General features: G+C 68.5%; 16 protein-coding genes. 13 read left to right on the plus strand and 3 right to left on the minus strand.

Annotated features, from left to right (window positions below; translation table 11 throughout):
• The first annotated feature begins 9 nt into the window (after window positions 1-9).
• The 7 genes from DIE12_RS25530 (at window position 10) to DIE12_RS25560 (ending at window position 9,599) form a co-directional block, all read left to right on the plus strand.
• Window positions 10-1,155, plus strand: coding sequence for an acyl-CoA dehydrogenase family protein (locus tag DIE12_RS25530; RefSeq protein WP_124520693.1), 1,146 nt, complete (start codon window positions 10-12; stop codon window positions 1,153-1,155).
• A 30-nt stretch (window positions 1,156-1,185) separates the two neighbouring features.
• A complete protein-coding gene (locus DIE12_RS25535; protein WP_124520695.1) occupies window positions 1,186-2,391 on the plus strand; it encodes a CaiB/BaiF CoA-transferase family protein in 1,206 nt (401 codons plus the stop codon).
• A 97-nt stretch (window positions 2,392-2,488) separates the two neighbouring features.
• Window positions 2,489-2,794, plus strand: a complete 306-nt coding sequence (locus DIE12_RS25540) for a DUF485 domain-containing protein (RefSeq protein ID WP_014895931.1) — start codon at window positions 2,489-2,491, stop codon at window positions 2,792-2,794.
• A gap of 11 nt (window positions 2,795-2,805) precedes the next feature.
• Window positions 2,806-4,491, plus strand: a complete 1,686-nt coding sequence (locus DIE12_RS25545) for a cation acetate symporter (RefSeq protein WP_124520697.1) — start codon at window positions 2,806-2,808, stop codon at window positions 4,489-4,491.
• Window positions 4,492-4,852: 361 nt separating this feature from the next.
• A complete protein-coding gene (locus tag DIE12_RS25550; protein WP_044846742.1) occupies window positions 4,853-6,142 on the plus strand; it encodes a dicarboxylate/amino acid:cation symporter in 1,290 nt (429 codons plus the stop codon).
• A 4-nt stretch (window positions 6,143-6,146) separates the two neighbouring features.
• Complete coding sequence (locus DIE12_RS25555; RefSeq protein ID WP_124486543.1) at window positions 6,147-8,171, plus strand: ATP-binding protein; 2,025 nt, start codon at window positions 6,147-6,149, stop codon at window positions 8,169-8,171.
• Window positions 8,172-8,243: 72 nt separating this feature from the next.
• On the plus strand, window positions 8,244-9,599 hold the full coding sequence (locus DIE12_RS25560; protein WP_044846740.1) for a sigma-54 dependent transcriptional regulator: 1,356 nt from the start codon (window positions 8,244-8,246) through the stop codon (window positions 9,597-9,599).
• A 103-nt stretch (window positions 9,600-9,702) separates the two neighbouring features.
• On the opposite strand, the gene DIE12_RS25565 is transcribed toward DIE12_RS25560, so the two are convergent.
• A complete protein-coding gene (locus DIE12_RS25565; RefSeq protein WP_044846739.1) occupies window positions 9,703-10,239 on the minus strand; it encodes a peroxiredoxin in 537 nt (178 codons plus the stop codon).
• Window positions 10,240-10,402: 163 nt separating this feature from the next.
• Here DIE12_RS25565 and DIE12_RS25570 point away from each other — a divergent pair, with 163 nt between their 5' ends.
• Complete coding sequence (locus DIE12_RS25570; protein ID WP_124520699.1) at window positions 10,403-10,975, plus strand: hypothetical protein; 573 nt, start codon at window positions 10,403-10,405, stop codon at window positions 10,973-10,975.
• Between the two features lie 334 nt (window positions 10,976-11,309).
• Here the strand turns inward: DIE12_RS25570 and DIE12_RS25575 are convergent, their stop codons facing one another.
• Together DIE12_RS25575 and DIE12_RS25580 are read right to left on the minus strand one after the other, a co-directional pair.
• The gene (locus DIE12_RS25575) at window positions 11,310-12,974 is read right to left on the minus strand and encodes a YifB family Mg chelatase-like AAA ATPase (protein ID WP_124521575.1); all 1,665 of its coding nucleotides are present in this window, start codon (window positions 12,972-12,974) and stop codon (window positions 11,310-11,312) included.
• A 302-nt stretch (window positions 12,975-13,276) separates the two neighbouring features.
• Entirely contained in the window at window positions 13,277-13,528 is a 252-nt protein-coding gene (locus DIE12_RS25580) for an accessory factor UbiK family protein (protein ID WP_006398174.1), read from the minus strand.
• 365 nt (window positions 13,529-13,893) lie between these two features.
• Here DIE12_RS25580 and DIE12_RS25585 point away from each other — a divergent pair, with 365 nt between their 5' ends.
• From DIE12_RS25585 to DIE12_RS25605, 5 genes are all read left to right on the plus strand, one after another.
• Window positions 13,894-14,232 carry a P-II family nitrogen regulator gene (locus DIE12_RS25585; RefSeq protein ID WP_006398175.1) on the plus strand — a complete coding sequence of 113 codons (339 nt, stop codon included), beginning with the start codon at window positions 13,894-13,896 and terminating at the stop codon, window positions 14,230-14,232.
• 33 nt (window positions 14,233-14,265) lie between these two features.
• A complete protein-coding gene (locus tag DIE12_RS25590) occupies window positions 14,266-15,783 on the plus strand; it encodes an ammonium transporter (RefSeq protein ID WP_124486541.1) in 1,518 nt (505 codons plus the stop codon).
• A gap of 241 nt (window positions 15,784-16,024) precedes the next feature.
• A complete protein-coding gene (gene gshA / locus DIE12_RS25595; RefSeq protein ID WP_044848231.1) occupies window positions 16,025-17,314 on the plus strand; it encodes a glutamate--cysteine ligase in 1,290 nt (429 codons plus the stop codon).
• A 25-nt stretch (window positions 17,315-17,339) separates the two neighbouring features.
• On the plus strand, window positions 17,340-18,296 hold the full coding sequence (gene gshB / locus DIE12_RS25600; protein WP_124520704.1) for a glutathione synthase: 957 nt from the start codon (window positions 17,340-17,342) through the stop codon (window positions 18,294-18,296).
• A gap of 231 nt (window positions 18,297-18,527) precedes the next feature.
• Window positions 18,528-18,998 (plus strand): PTS sugar transporter subunit IIA, encoded by a 471-nt coding sequence (locus DIE12_RS25605; RefSeq protein ID WP_044848229.1) that lies wholly within the window; start codon window positions 18,528-18,530, stop codon window positions 18,996-18,998.
• Window positions 18,999-19,056 lie beyond the last annotated feature (58 nt).

Raw genomic sequence — 19,056 nt, forward strand, 5'->3', positions numbered from 1 at the left:
GACGCGACGATGGATTTCCAGCACACAGAAGACCGCCGGATGCTGGCGGACACGTTGAACCGCTTCATCGCCGAACGGTATGCGTTCCCGGTGCGCGACCGCATCGCGCAGTCGGTCGAAGGCTTCGATCGCGCGATGTGGCGGCGCTTCGCCGAACTCGGCGCGGTCGGCGCGCTGTTTGCCGAAGCCGACGGCGGCTTCGGCGGCGCGGGTTTCGACATCGCCGTGGTGTTCGAATGCCTCGGCCGCGGGCTCGTGGTCGAGCCGTTCCTCGGCACGCTGCTCGCGGGTCGCGCGCTGGCGCTGGCCGGCGGCGACGCGCATCGCGCGCGGCTGGCCGCGCTGATCGACGGCAGCGCGAGCGCCGCGTTCGCGCACGACGAGCCGGGCTCGCACTACGAACTGACGACCGTGCGCACGCGCGCCGAGCGTGCCGGCGACGGCTGGGTGCTGACGGGCGCGAAAGGCGTCGTCGACCAGGCCGCGCAGGCGGCGTTCTTCGTCGTCAGCGCGCGCGTGTCCGGTCAGGACGACGACGCGGCCGGCATCGGCCTGTTCGTCGTGCCGGCCGACGCGCCGGGCGTGTCGCTGCGGGACTACAAGAAGATCGACGGCGGCCGCGCGGCCGAGATGCGCTTCGAGCGCGTCGTGCTGCCGGGCGATGCGGCGCTCGGCGTGCCGGAAACGCAAGACGACGAAGCAGGCGCCGCATTGCTCGAACGCGTGCTCGGCTACGGGCTGCTCGCGCTGTCGGCGGAGGCGCTCGGCGCGATGGACGTCGCGAAGGAAGCGACGCTCGACTACCTGCGCACGCGCAAGCAGTTCGGCATGCCGATCGGCAGCTTCCAGGCGCTGCAGCACCGGATGGCCGACCTGCTGCTCGAAGTCGAGCAGGCGCGCTCGGCGGTGATCAACGCGGCCGCGCAGCTCGATGCGCCGCGCGCGGTGCGCGAACGCGCGCTCGCGGCGGCCAAGTACACCATCGGCCGGATCGGCACGCTGGTCGCCGAGGAGAGCATCCAGTTGCACGGCGGGATCGGGATGACGTGGGAGCTGCCGCTGTCGCATTACGCGAAGCGGCTCGTGATGATCGATCACCAGCTCGGCGACGAGGATCACCATCTCGCGCGCTACATCGCGCTGTCGAAACAATAAAGACGAACGACGCGAATGGAGGAGACAAGGATGACGAACGAATCGCGCGCGTTGCCCCTGGCCGGCGTGAAGGTGCTCGATTTCTCGCGCGTGCTGGCAGGCCCGTGGTGCGCGATGGTGCTTGCCGATTTCGGCGCGGAAGTGATCAAGGTCGAGCATCCGGCGCGCGGCGACGACACGCGCGACTGGGGCTTGCGGATCGGCGACACCGAAACGACCTACTTCAACAGCGTGAACCGAAGCAAGCGCTCGATCTGTCTCGACCTGCAGACCGACGAAGGGCGGCGGCTCGCGCGCGAGCTGGCCGCGCAGGCCGACGTGGTGCTGCACAACTTCAAGTTCGGCGGCGCGGAAAAACTCGGGCTCGGCTACGACGCGCTGGCCGCGCTCAATCCCCGGCTCGTGCATTGCGCGATTTCCGGCTACGACCGCTCGGGCCCGGAAGCCGCGCGGCCCGGCTACGACCTCGTCGTGCAGGGCGAGGCCGGGCTGATGGCGCTGAACGGCGAGGCCGGCCAGCCACCGCTGAAATTCGGTGTCGCGGCGGTCGACTTGTTCACCGGCATGTATTCGGCGCAGGCGGTCCTCGCCGCGCTGTACGAGCGTCATGCGACGGGGCGCGGGCGGCGCATCGAGATGGCGCTGTTCGACTGCGGGCTGATGATCACCGCGTACTACGGGCTCGATGCGCTGCTGATGGGCGAGGATCCGCCGCGCTACGGCAATGCGCATCCGTCGATCGTGCCGTATGGCGTGTTCGACGCGGCCGACGGCCCGCTCGTGATCACGGTCGGCAACAACACGCAGTTCGCGCGTTTCTGCGATGCGATCGAGCGGCCCGACCTCGCCGCGGACGAACGCTACAAGACCAATCTCGGCCGCTCGGAGAACCGCGCCGCGCTGCTGCCGGAGATTCGCGGCGAACTTGCGCGGCGGCCGCGCGCGACGCTGCTCGCGGCGCTCGCCGCCGGCGGCATTCCGTGCGGCGAAGTGCTCGGGCTGCACGAGGCGCTGACCTCCGAGCGCGCGACCCGGGCGGGGCTCGTCACGCGGCAGCCGCACCCGGTCGCGGGCGGCGTCGACGTGCTGGCGCCGCCGTATCGCTTCGACGGTGCGCGGCTGCCGGTGCGCGGCGCGCCGCCGGTGCTCGGCGCGGATACGGAAGACGTGCTCGGCGGCTGGCTCGGGATGTCGGCGGACGAGGTCGCGCGACTGCGCGCGGATCGCGTCGTGTAACGCATTGACGTGCCGCCACGGCGCGGGCGGATCGATGGGCGCGCCGGCCATCCACAAGACACTTCTCGCGAAACGACGAGGAGACATTGGAGACACCATGGAGCTTTCCGTCATCGAATCGGTCACGGCGCGCCGTGACTACCAGCAGCTCGTGCGCGCACGGCGCCGCTTCAGCTTCACGCTCACGGCACTGATGATCGCCACGTACTACGGCTTCATCCTGCTCGTCGCGCTCGCGCCGCACGTGCTTGCGGCGCCGCTGTACCGCGGCGCGACGACCACGGTCGGGATCGCCGCGGGCGTCGCGATCATCCTGGTCGCGATCGGGCTGACCGCGTGCTACGTGCTGCGCGCGAACCGTGCGTTCGACCGCCGCGTCGACGCGATCCTGCAGCGTTCGTGACGGAGGCCGACATGCGACGCACTTCGAGCGCGCTCGGCGCGCTGGCCGTTCTCGTTTCCTCCACCGCGCACGCGACCGGCGTCGCGGGCCCGATGCCCGACAAGGTCGAGCTGAACCCGGTGGCGATCGCGATGTTCTTCGCGTTCGTGTTCGCGACGCTCGCGCTCACGCGCTGGGCCGCGCGCCGCACGCGTTCGACGCGCGACTTCTACACGGCCGGCGGCGGTATCACCGGGCTGCAGAACGGGCTCGCGATCGCGGGCGACTACATGTCGGCCGCGTCGTTCCTCGGGCTCTCCGGGATGGTGTTCATGTTCGGCTTCGACGGGCTGATCTACTCGATCGGCTTCCTGGTCGGCTGGCCGTTCGTGATGTTCCTGATCGCCGAGCCGCTGCGCAATCTCGGCAAGTTCACGTTCGTCGACGTGGTCGCGTACCGCTTCGCACAGCGGCCGATCCGGCTCCTGACGTCCGCGAACGCGCTGACGATCGTCGTGCTGTACCTGGTCGTGCAGATGGTCGGCGCGGGCAAGCTGATCCAGCTGCTGTTCGGGCTATCGTACGGCACGGCCGAGCTGATCGTCGGCGTGCTGATGGTCGTCTACGTGTTCTTCGGCGGGATGACCGCGACCACCTGGGTGCAGGTGATCAAGGCCGTGCTGCTGCTGTGCGGCGCGACGCTGCTCGTCCTGCTCGCGCTCGCCGAATTCGGCTTCAGCGTCGATGAGATGTTCCGTCGCGCGGTGGCCGTGCATCCGGGCGCGCTGTCGATCATGGGGCCCGGCAAGCTGATCCGCGATCCGGCCAACGCGCTGTCGCTCGGCATCGCGCTGATGTTCGGCACGGCCGGCTTCCCGCACATCCTGATGCGCTTCTTCACGGTGCCGAACGCGAAGGAAGCGCGCAAGTCGGTGCTCTACGCGACCGGCTTCATCGGCTATTTCTATCTGCTGACGTTTGTGATCGGTTTCTCGGCGATCGTGCTGCTCGCGCAGCATCCGGAATTCTTCCGGCTCGGCGCGAACGGCACGTTCAACCTGACGCACGACCTGCTCGGCGGCTCGAACATGGTCGCGGTGAAGCTCGCGCAGGCGGTCGGCGGCAACTGGTTCTACGGCTTCATCGCGGCCGTCACGTTCGCGACGATCCTCGCGGTGGTCGCCGGGCTGACGCTCGCCGGCGCGACCACGATCTCGCACGACCTGTATGCGCAGATGTGGGCGCGCGGCAAGCCCGACGAGCGGCTGGAAATGCGCATCTCGCGCGCGGCGACGATCGGCTTGTCCGCGGTCGCGATCGCGCTGTCGATCCTGTTCGAGCACGTCAACGTCGCGTTCATGGTCGGCCTCGTCGCGGCGGTGGCCGCCAGCGCCAATTTCCCGGTGCTCGCGATGTCGATCTTCTGGCGCGGGATGACGACGCGCGGCGCGGTGCTCGGCGGCGGCCTCGGCCTCGCGTCGGCGGTGGCGCTGACGGTGCTGTCGAAGTCGGTGTGGGTCGACGTGCTGCACCACGCGCACGCGCCGGTGTTTCTCGACAACCCGGCGCTCGTGTCGGTGCCGCTCGCGTTCGTCGGGATCGTCGTCGGCTCGTTCGCGGACCGCGGCGAGCGCGCGCGTCGCGAGCGCGACGCGTTCGCGCAGCAGGAGTTCTATGCGCAGACGGGCGTGCTGGCCGGTGAAGCCGTGCAGCATTGATTCGTCATATGAAACAATCGCTCCGTCCGGATCGCCGGACGGATATTTTCCGGAAATCCGGAATCCCGGATTTCCTTGCCTGCCGCATTATGAGAAATACAATGAAAACAACGGCTTGAGGGGCTCCGGAAACCTGGCATCGACCTTGCGATATAAAGCGCACGGCCATCCCCCGGCCGAACTACTACAGCAAGCAAGGAGACAACCGATGACCAATGCCTTCCTCCCCCTCCGGATGTCCTGAGGCATCGCTTGTTGCGGCACGGCAGCCGCGCGGGCGAATGCCTCCTCCCCTGAGACATTCGCCTGCGCGCGTGACGCCGTTTCCACCGGCTCATCATCTACTTCAGCAGGAACCATCGTGAAGAAGAAACCCTTCTACAAAGTGCTCTATGTGCAGGTGATCTTCGCCATCATCGTCGGCGTGATCCTCGGCCACTTCTATCCGTCGCTCGCCACCGAGATGAAACCGCTCGGCGACGGCTTCATCAAGCTGATCAAGATGGTGATCGGACCGATCATCTTCTGTACGGTCGTCACCGGCATCGCCGGCATGGAGGACATGAAGAAGGTCGGCCGCGTCGGCGGCAAGGCGCTGCTGTACTTCGAGATCGTGTCGACCTTCGCGCTGCTGCTCGGCCTCGCGGCCACGCACATCCTGCGTCCCGGCGTCGGCTTCAACATCGATCCGGCGACGCTGAACGGCAAGGAAGTCGCGTCGTACGCGGCGAAGGCGCACGGGCAGTCGACGGTCGACTTCCTGATGCACATCATCCCGAACACGATGGTCGACGCGTTCGCGCAGGGTGAAATCCTGCAGATCCTGCTGATCGCGCTGCTGTTCGGCAGCGTGCTCGCGCACCTCGGCGAACGAGGCAAGGTCGTGACCGACTTCATCGACGGCCTCACGCGCGTGCTGTTCGGCATCGTGCACATCGTCACGAAGCTGGCGCCGATCGGCGCGTTCGGCGCGATGGCGTTCACGATCGGCAAGTACGGCGTCGGCTCGCTGGTGCCGCTGCTCAAGCTGATCGGCACGTTCTACCTGACGTCGGTCGTGTTCGTGCTGGTCGTGCTCGGCGCGATCGCGCGCTTCACGGGCTTCTCGATCATCCGCTTCGTGTCGTACATCAAGGAAGAGCTGCTGATCGTGCTCGGCACGAGCTCGTCGGAAGCCGCGCTGCCGCAACTGATGGAAAAGCTCGAGAAGGCCGGCTGCTCGCGTTCGGTCGTCGGCCTCGTCGTGCCGACCGGCTATTCGTTCAACCTCGACGGCACCAACATCTACATGACGATGGCCGTGCTGTTCATCGCGCAGGCGACGAACATCGAACTGACGTGGATGCAGCAGCTCACGCTGCTCGCGGTCGCGATGCTGACGTCGAAGGGCGCGAGCGGCGTCACGGGCGCGGGCTTCATCACGCTCGCCGCGACGCTCGCCGTCGTGCCGACGATCCCGCTGTCGGGCATGGTGCTGATCCTCGGCATCGACCGCTTCATGAGCGAATGCCGCGCGCTGACCAACATCGTCGGCAATGGCGTCGCGACGGTCGTCGTGTCGGCCTGGGAGAAGGAACTCGACCGCAACAAGCTGCGCCAGGCGCTGAAGGGCGGCGGCGAGGTCACGCCGACCGAGACGGCCGGCGTCTGACGTCATGAAGGAGCAGGCGGCGGCACCGCCCGCGGGCGGTGCGCCGCGCGGCGGCCGGGGCAGCGACGAGGCGCCCTATGACACAATAGGCGATCCGCATCGCCAGGAAGTCACGTCCGTGAAGCGCCGCCTGCTCATCCTCGTCGTGCTTGCCGCCGCGCTCGCGGCGGCGTGCGCGCTGACGTGGACCATCACGTGGCAGCGCGGCGTCGCCGAGCTGCAGCGCAACGCTGCGGTGCGGGTCGACCGCACCACCAACGCGCTCAAGAGCACGCTCGACCGCTACGAATCGCTGCCTTATCTGCTCGGCAGCCATCCGTACGTGCTGGACCTGCTCGCCGAGCCGAAGCGCGCCGATTTCACCGCGCGCGCGAACCGCTATCTCGAAGACCTCAACGAACACGCGCACGCAACCGTCACCTACGTGATCGGCGCGGACGGCCTGTGCGTCGCCGCCAGCAACTGGCGCGCGCCGGACAGCTTCGTCGGGACCGGCTACCAGTTTCGTCCATATTTCATCGACGCGATGAACGGCCGGGTCGGCCGCTTCTTCGCGATCGGCACGATCTCCCGCGACCCCGGCTACTACATCTCGCAGCCGGTGTGGCGCGACGGCAGGATCGCGGGCGTCGTCGTCGTGAAGCTCAATCTCGAATGGTTCCAGGGCGCCGACGCGTCCGAGCCGCTCGTCGTCGCGGACGATCACGGCGTCGTGTTCCTGTCGTCCGTGCCCGCCTGGAAGTACCACACGCTGCATCCGCTGACGGGGCCCGTCGCCGCGTCGATCTACGAGACGCGCCAGTACGCGCAGCAGCCCGTCACGCCGCTGCCGCTGCGCGTCGAGCAGGTGCTCGGCGCCGATGCGGAGATCGTGCGCCTCGGTGCGGCCGGCGTAGGCCCCGGCCTGCGCGCGCCGCGTTTCCTCGCCAGCAAGCGGCGGATCGGCGAGCCCGACTGGCTGCTCGTCACGCTCGCGCCGATCGCGCCCATCGACGCCGACGCGCGCAACGCGACGATCGTCACGGGCTTCGGCTTCGTGTCGGTCGCGTTGCTCGCGTTCTACTGGCGCATGCGCCGCGCGCGCGTGCGCGAGATGATCCGCGGCCGCGCGCTGCTGCAGCAGGCGTATGCGGAGCTGAACCGGCGCGTCGAGGAACGCACGGCCGACCTGTCGGAAGCGAACGAGCAATTGCAGAAGGAAGTCGGCGACCGGATCCGCGCGGAGCAGGAATTGCGCGCCGCGCACGACGAACTGATCCAGGCGAGCAAGCTCGCCGCGCTCGGCCAGATGGCGGCCGGCATCACGCATGAACTGAACCAGCCGCTCGCGGCGTTGCGCAGCTTCTCGGACAACACGCGCGTGCTGCTCGATCGCGGCGAGCAGGCGGCCGCGCGCGAGAACCTCGAGGCGATCGCCGCGCTGACCGAGCGGATGGGCAAGATCACCAACCAGCTGAAGCTGTTCGTCGGCCGCGCGAAGCCGCGCAACGAACAGGCGCTCGTCGTGCGCGCGCTGCGCAGCGTGCTGTCGCTGCTCGGCGACCGGCTGCGCGGCGTCGCGCTCACGCTGACGCTGCAGGATGCGACGGTGTCGCCCGCGCAGGATGCGCCGCTCGACCTGGCGCGCGACTATCCGGAACTCGTCGCCCGCTGCGAGGACCTGCGCCTCGAGCAGGTGCTGATCAACCTGCTCGGCAACGCGCTCGACGCGGTCGCGGGCGTCGCCGCGCCGGCGATCGAAGTGACGATCGCGGTGTCGGTCGCGACGCTCGCGGTCGAGGTGCGCGACAACGGCTCCGGCATCGCGCCCGAGCTGCTGCCGCGACTGTTCGAACCGTTCTTCACGACCAAGGAAATGGGGCGCGGGCTCGGGCTCGGGCTCGCGATCTCGTCGTCGATCGCGAGCGACGCGGGCGGCGCGCTGACCGCGCGCAATGCGCCGTCCGGCGGCGCGCTGTTCGTCTTGACGCTGCGGCGCGCGCGCACGCATCATCCGGACGCCGTGTCCGAGCCGGCGGGCTCGCGCTAGGCACCGCACGACCGCATCAACGAGAGCCGCGCGCACCACCGCCGCGCGGTCTGTCAGGAGCAAGTGACTACGATGGCCAACCGGCTGCAAGTGATCTATATCGAAGACGATGCGCTCGTTCGCCGGGCGAGCGTGCAGAGCCTCCAGCTCGCCGGGTTCGACGTCGTCGGGTTCGAATCGGCCGAGGCGGCCGACAAGGCGATCGTCGCGGAAACCGCGGGCGCGATCGTCAGCGACATCCGGCTGCCCGGCGCAAGCGGGCTCGACCTGCTCGCGCAGTGCCGCGAGCGCGTACCCGACGTGCCCGTGATCCTCGTCACCGGCCACGGCGACATCTCGATGGCCGTGCAGGCGATGCGCGACGGCGCGTACGACTTCATCGAAAAGCCGTTCGCGGCCGAGCGGCTGATCGAGACGGTCCGCCGCGCGCTCGAGCGGCGCGAGCTCGTGCTCGAGAACCATGCGCTGCGGCGCGAGCTGGCCGGCCAGAACATCGTCGCGCCGCGCATCATCGGCCGCAGTCCGGCGATCGAACAGGTGCGCAAGCTGATCGCGAATGTCGCGCCCACCGACGCATCGGTGCTGATCAACGGCGACACGGGCGCCGGCAAGGAACTGATCGCGCGCAGCCTGCACGAGCTGTCGCCGCGCCGCGACAAGCCGTTCATCGCGGTGAACTGCGGCGCGCTGCCCGAGCCGATGTTCGAGTCGGAGATGTTCGGCTACGAGCCCGGCGCGTTCACCGGCGCCGCGAAGCGCCGCGTCGGCAAGCTCGAATATGCGTCCGGCGGCACGCTGTTCCTCGACGAAATCGAAAGCATGCCGCTCGCGCTGCAGGTGAAGCTCCTGCGCGTGCTGCAGGACGGCGTGCTCGAGCGGCTCGGCTCGAATCAGCCGATCCGCGTGAACTGCCGCGTCGTCGCGGCCGCGAAAGGCGACATGAGCGAACTCGTCGCGGCCGGCACGTTCCGGCGCGACCTGCTGTACCGGCTCAACGTCGTGACGATCGCGCTGCCGCCGCTCGCCGAGCGCCGCGAGGACATCGTGCCGCTGTTCGAGCACTTCATGCTCGACGCGGCCGTGCGCTACGGGCGGCCGGCCCCCGTGCTGACCGACCGGCAGCGCGCGAGCCTGATGCAGCGCGACTGGCCCGGCAACGTGCGCGAGCTGCGCAACGCGGCCGACCGCTTCGTGCTCGGCGTCGCCGACATGCCGCAGGAAGCCGGTGCGAGCGGCGACGATGCCGAGAGCGACCAGACGCTGAAGGAGCGCATCGAGCAGTTCGAGCGCGCGGTGATCGCCGAGGCGCTGAACCAGACGGGCGGTGCGGTCGCCGCGACGGCCGACCGGCTGCATGTCGGCAAGGCGACGCTGTACGAGAAGATGAAGCGCTACGGGCTGTCGGCGAAAGGCGAAACCGAGCGCTGAAAAAGAGACGGACCGCGGAACCGGGCTGGCCGGTCGTGCGATCCGTCATGTGGAGCAGGGCGCGGCGGGCGGCCCTGCGCGTCGTGTCGTGCGGAGGCGGCGCTCAGGCCGCGTTGCCGTCGAGCGCCTTCTTGAGCAGCGCGTCGAGTTCCGCGAATTGCGGGGCGCCGACGTAGCGCTTCAGGATCTTGCCGTCCTTGTCGACGACGAAGGTTGTCGGCGTAAGCTGCACGTTGCCGAACTGCTTCGCGACGCTGCCGTCGTCGAGTGCGACCTTGAACGGCAGCTGGCGCGTCTGCGCATAGTTCGCGACGTACATCGGCGGATCGTAGTTCATCGCGACCGCGACGAACTCCAGCCCCTGACCCTTGAAGCGATTGTAGGTATCGACCATCTGCGGCATTTCCTGCATGCAGGTCGCGCAGCTCGTCGCCCAGAAGTTCACGAGGTAGACCTTGCCCTTCAGGTCGCCGGCCGTCGACACCTTCTGACCGGACAGCAGCGTGAACGTGGCGTCCGGCACGGTGGACTTGCCGTTGAACGCGAAGAAGCCGGCAACGGCGATGGCCGCGACGACGACGGCCGCGACGATATAGCGGGCGGGGCCGGTGCGGCGCTGGGCGGGAGGCGTGGTGTTCATCTGCGGTGCTCTCGGAGTCGGTCGATGACGCGGATCGATGCAAAGGACGTCGAAATTCGGCGATTATTTTAGCGCGAATGCGGCGCACGCACCGGCGGCCGCCACACATCCCGGGTGTCGGCTTCGTCGGATAATGGGCCTTTTGCCTGTCCCCATCACTGCCATGCCGAAGGAAGTCATCGATTCGTTGTGCCCCCTTTTTCGTCCGCTGCGACACTTCGCCGCGCTCGCGTGCGTGAGCGCGGCGCTGGCCGCGTGCTCGCCGTCATATGACTGGCGTACGCTGCACAACGACGCCGGCTACACGATCGACCTGCCGGCGAAGCCGACCGTCGAGAACCAGCCGGTGGCGGTCGGCGGCGCGTCGATGCCGATGCGGATGCAGGCCGCGCACGTCGACGGCGCGGTGTTCGCGGTCGGCACGCTGACGCTGCCCGACGACCGCGACGACACGCGCCGCGCGGCGCTCGAGTTCCTGCGTTCCGGGCTGTCGCGCAATCTCGAAGGCGTGCCGCAGACGGCCTCGGTGCCGGTGCCGCTCGCGGCCGGCGGCGCGGTGAACGGGCTCGAGCTGCGCATCGCGGGTGCGGCGAGCGGCGGCGACCGCTCGCGCAAGACGATCGTCGCGCGGCTCGTGGCGCGCGGCCGGCACGCGTACCAGGCCGTTGCGATCGCCGACGGGCCGCTCGCGCAGGAGCAACTGGACCAGTTTTTCGGCTCGTTCAAGCTCGACTGAACAGCGGCCGGCGAGGGCGCTCAGACACTTCATGACAATTGAAAGTTCATTCGCAGCTTTCGACGCTAATCGCCGGATTTTGCGGGGATTTTTCGGCTATCCACAGCGCATGTGGATAACTTTGTTGAAAAGTTGACCGAATCGCCCGCAAAGCCGCGCCGGACGGCCTTCCGGCGCATTTGACGGTTGGCCATTCATTTCGGAAAAATCAATAAAAACAAAGGGATACGAATCTCGCGACGAAGAGGTGCCCGCGCCGGGTGATCAGGGGCCGGATTCGTGAAATTGTGCATAAGTCAAGTCTTGACAGTCATATTTTGTCCTCCGCGAGCATTCACAGCGCCGTGAGCGCACGCCGGTAGCGGATCGCCTCGGCGATCTGCGCGGCCGTCGGCAATGGGTCACCGGCCAGGTCGGCGATCGTCCGTGCGACCTTCAACACGCGGAAATACGCGCGTGCCGACCAGCCGAAGCGCTCGCCGGCCTCGCGCAGCAGCCGCTCACCATCGTCGGTCGGCCGACACAGGTCGTCGGTCTCGCGCCCGCTCAGCATGTGATTGGTCTTGCCCTGCCGGTCGAGCTGCAGCGCACGCGCCCGGGCGACCCGCGCGGCGACCGCGGTGCTCGGCTCGCCGGGCGCCGTCGCGCGCGACGCGAGTTCGGCCGGCGATAGCGCGGGCAGGTCGATCTGGATGTCGATGCGGTCGAGCAACGGCCCCGACAGCTTGCGCAGATAGCGCGTGGCGAGCTCCGGGGTGCAGCGGCAGCGCCCGGACGGATCGCCGTGCCAGCCGCACGGGCACGGATTCATCGCGGCGATCAGCTGGCACGCGGCGGGGAAGTCGGCCTGCTGCGCCGCGCGCGAGATCGTGATGCGGCCGACTTCCAGCGGCTCGCGCAGCATCTCCAGCACGTGCCGGTCGAATTCGGGCAACTCGTCGAGAAACAGTACGCCGAGGTGCGCGAGCGTGATCTCGCCCGGCTGCGGCGGGTTGCGGCCGCCAACCAGCGCGGCGGCGCTCGACGAGTGGTGCGGCGCGCGGAACGGGCGCCGCCGCCAGTGCGCGGGCGAGAAGCCGATGCGGCTCGCGGAAAGGAGCGCGGCCGACGCCAGCGCCTCGTCGTCGGTCAGCGGCGGCAGGAGGCCGGGCAGGCGCGCGGCGAGCATCGACTTGCCGGCGCCGGGCGGCCCGATCATCAGCATGTGGTGCCCGCCCGCGGCGGCGACTTCGAGCGCGCGCCGGGCGCCGCGCTGGCCGACGACGTCCGCGAGATCGGGGGCGGCAGGCGCCGGCACGCCGTCGAGGCCGGGCGCCTCGACCGGCGCGAGCCGGGCATCCGGCGCACCGGCCAGGTGCGCGCACAGCGCGGGCAGGTCGGGCGCGCCGAACACGGTGACACCCGGCACCAGCGCGGCCTCGGCCGCGCTGTCGAGCGGCAGGTACAGCTCGGGCGGACGGGCTGCGGCCGCCGGCCCGCACGGCGCGACGGCCGCGGCGCGAGACCCGAAGCCCGCGCCGGTCCCCGCGGCGGCGGGCCCGAAGCCGGATCCGGTCTCCGTGGCGCAGGACTCGAAGCCCGCTCCAGTCGCCGCGGCGCGCCAGTCCCGTGCCGCGCCGCACGCCATCGCGAACGCGCCCCGCATCGGCCGCAGCGCGCCGGTCAGCGACAGTTCGCCCGCGAATTCGCGGCCGGCCAGCGCGTCGGCCGGGAGCTGGCCGTTCGCGGCGAGGATGCCGAGCGCGATCGGCAGGTCGAAGCGGCCGGACTCCTTCGGCAGGTCGGCCGGCGCGAGATTGACGGTGATGCGCCTGACGGGGAAGTCGAATCCGCAGTTCTGCAGCGCGGCGCGCACGCGCTCGCGGCTTTCGCGGACTTCGAGATCGGGCAGGCCGACGATCGAGAACGACGGCAATCCGTTGGCAAGATGGACTTCGACGGTGACGTCCGGCGCGCGGCCGGCCGCCGGCGCGCGACTGCGCACCACGGCGAGCGACATGGCGAGGCTCCTTTAAATGAATCGGACGGGCAGCGGCCATTCGGGCCGCATGCCTCGGGAATCGGAGGAATCGGTGCGCGCTTGCCGGCGTGGCGCGGAAAAGAACGAGGAACGACGAACAGCGAAGCGCTACAAACAGCGAAGAGCGAAGAGCGAAGAGCGAAGAGCGAAGAGCGAAGAGCGAAGAACAGCGAAGAGCGGGAATTGCGAGGAACGACGGAACGACTGACCGGCCGACTTCGGATGTCAGGCGCGGGCCGCACGAGGCGGCCCGCGCCCGGACCTGTCGGTCGGGTTGGGCGTCAGGCCTGGGACGCTGCGAGCTTCTGCTCGAGTTCCGCGACGCGCTTCTCGAGTTCCTCGAGACGCACGCGGGTGCGGGCGAGCACCTGTGCCTGCGTGTCGAACTCCTCGCGCGTGACGAGATCGAGCTTCGAGAAGCCTTGCGACAGCATGGCCTTCACGTTGCGCTCGACATCCTTGGCCGGCGAGTTTTTCAGCAGGTCGCTGACGCGCGACTGCAGGTCGTTGAAAACATCGCTGGGTTGCTTCATGAGATTTCCTTCCTTGCACAAAAAGTGTGCATCTTCAGTTGCGTACGTGCCCATGATGCACGCATGACCGGAAATGGTGCGCGCGTGGCGCGAATTCCGGGCATGGCGCCCGCATGGGTGAATGGCCCGGAGATCCGGGACGTGCGTGCACTCTAGCAATGATCCTTTCGGCGCGCCAGCAAACCTGGGCCACGTTGGCCATTCGGCCGGGCTTCCGCATCTTTCCGTACCTTTCAGCACCCGATGCAACCCCGTTTCGGAGCCATTCGAGGCGGTGCTCGCGCGAACATGGCATGCGAGTTGCTGAGGAGAGACGGTCACACCATTCCAACCAATTCGACGGGATCAACCTGCGAGAGGACTCCATGAAACTGATTACCGCAATCATCAAGCCGTTCAAGCTCGATGAGACGCGCGAAGCGCTCTCCGCGCTCGGCGTCTCGGGCATCACGGTCACTGAGGTGAAAGGGTTCGGGCGCCAGAAGGGGCACACCGAGCTGTACCGGGGCGCCGAGTACGTGGTCGATTTCCTGCCGAAGATGAAGATCGAGGCGGCCGTGTCCGACGATCTCGTCGACCAGGCGGTCGAGGCGATCGAGCGTGCAGCCCGCACCGGCAAGATCGGCGACGGAAAGATCTTCGTCACGCCGATCGAGCAAGTGATCCGGATCCGGACCGGGGAGACCGGCGCAGACGCGCTGTAACAGACCAAGACAAGCGACAAGAGGAAACCCGAGATGCGCAAACTTCTGATGTCCCTGCTGATGGCTGGCTCGCTGATCGCGGCTGGCGTCGGTCCCGCGCTCGCCGACGACGCGGCCTCCGCCGCGGCAGCGTCCGCGCCCGCCGCCACGGCGTCCGATGCATCGGCAGCCGCGGCTCCCGCCGCTTCGGCGCCGGCCGCCACCGACGCATCGGCACCTGCCGCTGCCGCCGCACCCGCTTCGGGCGCCGCCTCCGACGCATCGGCCGCCGCCGCCGCGTCCGCGCCGGCCGCACCCGCCGCGCCGACCGAGCCGTTCTCCGTCGATTCGTCGAAGATCAGTGCCGGCGACACCGCGTGGATGCTGACGTCCACCGCGCTCGTGCTGTTCATGACGATCCCCGGCCTCGCACTGTTCTACGCGGGCATGGTCCGCAAGAAGAACGTGCTCGCGACCGTGATGCAGAGCTTCGCGATCACCGCCGCGATCACGGTGCTGTGGACGGTGGTGGGCTACAGCCTCGCGTTCACGCCGGGCAACGGCTTCATCGGCGGCCTGTCGCGCGTGTTCCTGCACGGCATGAACTACATCAAGGGCGACAAGGCGACCACGCTGACCGTCAGCCATCTCGCGACGACGATTCCGGAATCGGTCTACTTCGTCTACCAGATGACGTTCGCGATCATCACGCCGGCGCTGATCTGCGGCGCGTTCGCCGATCGCATGAAGTTCTCGGCGATGCTCGTGTTCATGACGCTCTGGTCGCTGATCGTCTATGTGCCGATCGCGCACATGGTGTGGGAGCCGACCGGCTGGCTGTCGGCCGACGGCGTGCTCGACTTCGCGGGCGGCACGGTGGTGCACATCAACGCCGGTATCGCGGGCCTCGTGTCGTGCCTCGTGCTCGGCAAGCGCGTCGGCTACGGCCGCGAATCGATGGCGCCGCACAACCTGGTGCTGACGATGATCGGCGGCTCGATGCTGTGGGTCGGCTGGTTCGGCTTCAACGCGGGCTCCGCGGTCGCGGCCGACGGCCGTGCCGGCTTCGCGATGCTGACCACGCAAGTGGCGACCGCCTGCGCGGCGCTCGGCTGGATGTTTGCGGAATGGGTCGCGAAGGGCAAGCCGTCGGTGCTCGGCATCGTGTCGGGCGCGGTCGCGGGTCTCGTGGCGATCACGCCGGCTGCCGGCTTCGTCGGCGTCGCCGGTGCGCTCGTGATCGGCATCGCGGCGGGCGTGATCTGCTTCTGGTCGGCCACGTGGCTCAAGTCGAAGCTCGGCTACGACGATTCGCTCGACGCGTTCGGCGTGCACGGCATTGGCGGGATTCTCGGCGCGCTGCTGACGGGCGTGTTCGCGGTCAAGGACATCGGCGGCGCCGACGGCAGCCTGCTGCTGCAGGCGAAGGGCGTGCTGATCACGCTGGTCTACAGCGGCGTGCTGAGCTTCGTGCTGCTGAAGCTGATCGACCTGACGATTGGCCTGCGCGTGTCCGAAGAGGAAGAGCGCGAGGGCCTCGACGTGATCCTGCACGGCGAACATGTCGAATAAGTCACAAGGATGACGGCGGGCCGCCGCGCAGACGGCGCCCGCCACGAATGAGCGCAGCGACTTCGGCCCGCCACCCGGCGGGCTTTTTTTCTCCTGCCGCGTGCTGCCGTAGCGCATAACCCTTCAGGCTATCGGGTCAATAGCCGAAAACTTCCTCCATATCCTTGTGAAGCCGGGAACAATCCCCAAATGGGCAAGGCAATTGCTCTACAATCTTCATTCTCCCGCTCGCGAGTGATTCATGGTTCCCCACCTCGTTACCGCGTTGAACGGTCCGCTGCTCGAGCTCGAGCAGAAGATCCTCGACGCGACGCCTGCGATCGAACGCTGGTTCAGGCTCGAATGGCAGGAACACACCCCGCCGTTCTATTGTTCGGTGGACCTGCGCAACGCCGGTTTCAAGCTGGCGCCCGTCGACGCGAACCTGTTCCCCGGCGCGTTCAATAATCTGCCGTCCGAAGTGCTGCCGCTCGCCGTCCAGGCCGCGATGGCGGCGATCGAGAAGATCTGCCCGGACGCGAAGAACCTGCTCGTGATTCCCGAGCTGCCGACCCGCAACGCGTTCTACCTGGAAAACGTCGCGCGGCTCGCGACGATCATGCGCCAGGCCGGCCTGAACGTGCGCTTCGGCTCGCTCGACCCGAGCATCACCGACATGACGCCGATCACGCTGGCCGACGGCCAGAAGATCGTGCTCGAACCGCTCGAGCGTTCGCAGCGCCGCCTCGGCCTGAAGAATTTCGATCCGTGCTCGATCCTGCTGAACAACGACCTGTCGGCCGGGATTCCCGCCGTGCTGGAGAACCTGCACGAGCAGTACCTGCTGCCGCCGCTGCACGCGGGCTGGGCCGTGCGCCGCAAGTCGACGCACTTCTCGTGCTACGACGACGTCGCGAAGAAGTTCGCGAAGATGGTCGGCGTCGATCCGTGGATGGTGAATCCGTATTTCGCGCACGTCGAAGGCGTCGACTGGCAGGCGCATGAAGGCGAGCAGGCGCTCGCCGACGCGATCGACGGCGTGCTGAAGAAGATCGCGCGCAAGTATCGCGAATACGGCATCAGCGAAAAGCCGTACGTCGTCGTGAAGGCCGACGCGGGCACCGCCGGGCGCGGCGTGATGACCGTGCACGACGCGGCCGAGATCGGCCGCATGTCGAAGGCCGAGCGCGCGCAGATGGCCGAGTCGAAGGCCGGCCTCGCGGTGCGCGACGTGATCGTCCAGGAAGGCGTGTACACGTTCGAGCGCGTCGGCGACGAAGTGGCCGAGCCGGTCGTGTACATGATCGACCGCTACGTGGTCGGCGGTTTCTACCGCACGCACGGCGGCCGCGAGCGCGACCAGAACCTGAACGCGCCCGGCATGCACTACGTGCCGCTCGGCTTCGAGCACACCGCGCTGCCGGATGCCGGCGCGAAGCCGGGCGCCGCGCCGCCGAACCGTTTCTACATGTACGGCGTCGTCGCGCGCCTGTCGCTGATCGCGTCGTCGATCGAACTGGAAAAGACCGATCCCGAAGCCATCCAGGTGTAACGGCTTCGCTACGTACAGGACCCGCATGGACATTCTCTTTATCGCCGACCCGCTCGAGCGCTTCAAGATCTACAAGGATTCGACCTACGCGATGATGGCGGAGGCCGCGCGGCGCGGGCATGCGGTGTACGCGTGCCAGCCGCACCAGCTCGCATGGACGGGCTCGGGCGTCGAGGCTGACGTGCAGCGCGTGACGATCGTCGGCGACACGGCCGACCTGCATCGCCATCCGTGGTTCGAGGCGGCCGCGCACGAATCGCGTCAGCTGACGTCGTTCGGCGCGGTGCTGATGCGCAAGGATCCGCCGTTCGACATGGAATACGTGACGGCCACCTGGATGCTCGAGCTTGCCGAACGGGCGGGCGCGCGCGTGTTCAACAAGCCCCAGTCGATCCGCGATCACTCGGAGAAGCTCGCGATCGGCGAGTTTCCGCAGTTCGTCGCGCCGACGCTCGTCACGCGCGACGCCGCGCGCCTGCGAGCGTTCCATGCCGAGCATGGCGACGTGATCGTGAAGCCGCTCGACGGCATGGGCGGGATGGGCGTATTCCGCGTGAAGGCCGACGGGATGAATCTCGGCGCGATCATCGAGATGCTCGGCCACGACGGCACGCGCTCGCTGATGATCCAGAAGTTCATTCCCGAGATCACGGCGGGCGACAAGCGCATTCTGCTGATCGCCGGCGAGCCGGTGCCGTATTCGCTCGCGCGGATTCCGCAGGGCAGCGAGGTGCGCGGCAATCTCGCCGCGGGCGGGCTCGGCGTCGCGCAGCCGCTGACGCCGCGCGACCGCGAGATCGCCGCGACGCTCGGGCCGGTGCTCGCCGCGCGCGGGCTGCTGCTGGTCGGGCTCGACGCGATCGGCGACTGGCTGACCGAGGTGAACGTGACGAGCCCGACGTGCTTCCGCGAAATCATGGAGCAGACGGGTTTCGACGTCGCCGCGATGTTCATCGACGCGCTGGAGCGGGCGGCCGCGTAGCCCGCTTTCCGCGCAAGCCCGGCGGCGGCCGCGCAGGCCCCCCGTCGCCGGAGCGGTTCGACCGGCCTGCTACAATGCCCGCTTGCCCGGTGCCGCGACCAGCGCGCCGAAGGCCCGGCGGTCGGGCCGAAACCGTTGCAAGGCTGAACATGAAACGTTTCCCATACTCGCTATGCTCGTTGCCCCGCTGCGGGGCGTCGGCCCGCCAAGGGCGGCCGGGGGCAGTCTGACATGGCCGGGATTCTGATCATCGCGCACGCGCCGCTCGCCACCGCGCTGCGGGACTGCATCGCGCACATCTACGGCGGCGTGCCCGCGCGCATCGGCTGCATCGACGTGCTGGCGGACAGCGACCCGACCCAGGTGATGGCGTTCGCGCACGCGGAGCTCGCGCGGCTCAGGGAAGAGAACGGCGTCGTCGTGCTGACCGACATGTACGGCGCGACGCCCGCGAACATCGCGGGCCAGCTCGCGAAGCTCGACAACGTGCGCGTGCTGGCGGGCGTGAACCTGCCGATGCTGGTGCGCGCCGTCTGCTACCGTACCGTGCCGCTCGACAAGCTCGTCGACAAGGCGCTGTCCGGCGGCGCGAAGGGCGTCCACGAGGTGTCTGCCGGCACGCCGCCGCCGCCTTCGGAAACCGGCTGCGGCCAGTGCGCGCCGATTCCGCCCGAGCCGCAACCGCGCACCGAATCGCACTGACCGTCCCGTTTTCCGTTTTAGACCGACCCGCCGACGCACGTCGCCGGCGGCCTCGACC

The sequence above is a fragment of the Burkholderia sp. Bp9015 genome (assembly GCF_003853505.1).
Classification (GTDB): Bacteria; Pseudomonadota; Gammaproteobacteria; order Burkholderiales; family Burkholderiaceae; genus Burkholderia.